Here is a 501-nt window from a genome sequence, read left to right as displayed (position 1 = left end):
AGAGACCATAATCTTTGTGCCCTGTCAAACGTGTCCGCTATCGCCAAAGCTTCTTTCTGCTCACATTTTCCGCACGGGCAGAAATACTTAAGCATCCTTATCACCTTATTGTAGTAAAGCACACCGTGTTTGAAATTGTCACCTTGCGGAAACCTTTCAACTATTTCAATCTTTTCAAATTCTTTCAATTTCATATTATATTTCCGCCTCTTCCTCAATCATGTAATGGAGTTTCATACGTACACTTCACCACGCGTACTCACCGCTGTTTGAAATGTCTTTTAGGCGTTTGCTTCACTTTCCGGAAGTGTCCCTCTTGACTTCACCTTTGGTGTTGTATGTCTTGGGAACATTCTTAAGTCATTCGACAAGTTTTTCATTTCTCTCATCAACCATTATCATTCCATAGTCAATTCCGTTTTGCCAAAGTACGTCTCTCCCTTCTGTCCCGAAACCATATTCCTCAATCTTACCGTTCTTGTTTTCAAGCGGCAGCACCAG

General features: G+C 41.3%; 1 protein-coding gene. It reads right to left on the bottom strand.

Annotation, left to right across the window (positions count from 1 at the left end; translation table 11 throughout):
* A partial coding sequence (locus HL054_RS22295) for a hypothetical protein (protein WP_369141318.1) occupies positions 1–188 on the bottom strand: 188 nt, incomplete at its 3' end.
* Positions 189–501: the final 313 nt, after the last annotated feature.

Origin of the sequence: Modestobacter versicolor (genome assembly GCF_041028285.1) — a bacterium.
GTDB lineage: Bacteria > Actinomycetota > Actinomycetes > Mycobacteriales > Geodermatophilaceae > Modestobacter > Modestobacter versicolor_A.
Note: the sequence above shows the minus strand (reverse complement) of the source record. Positions and strands in the feature narration are given on the sequence as shown.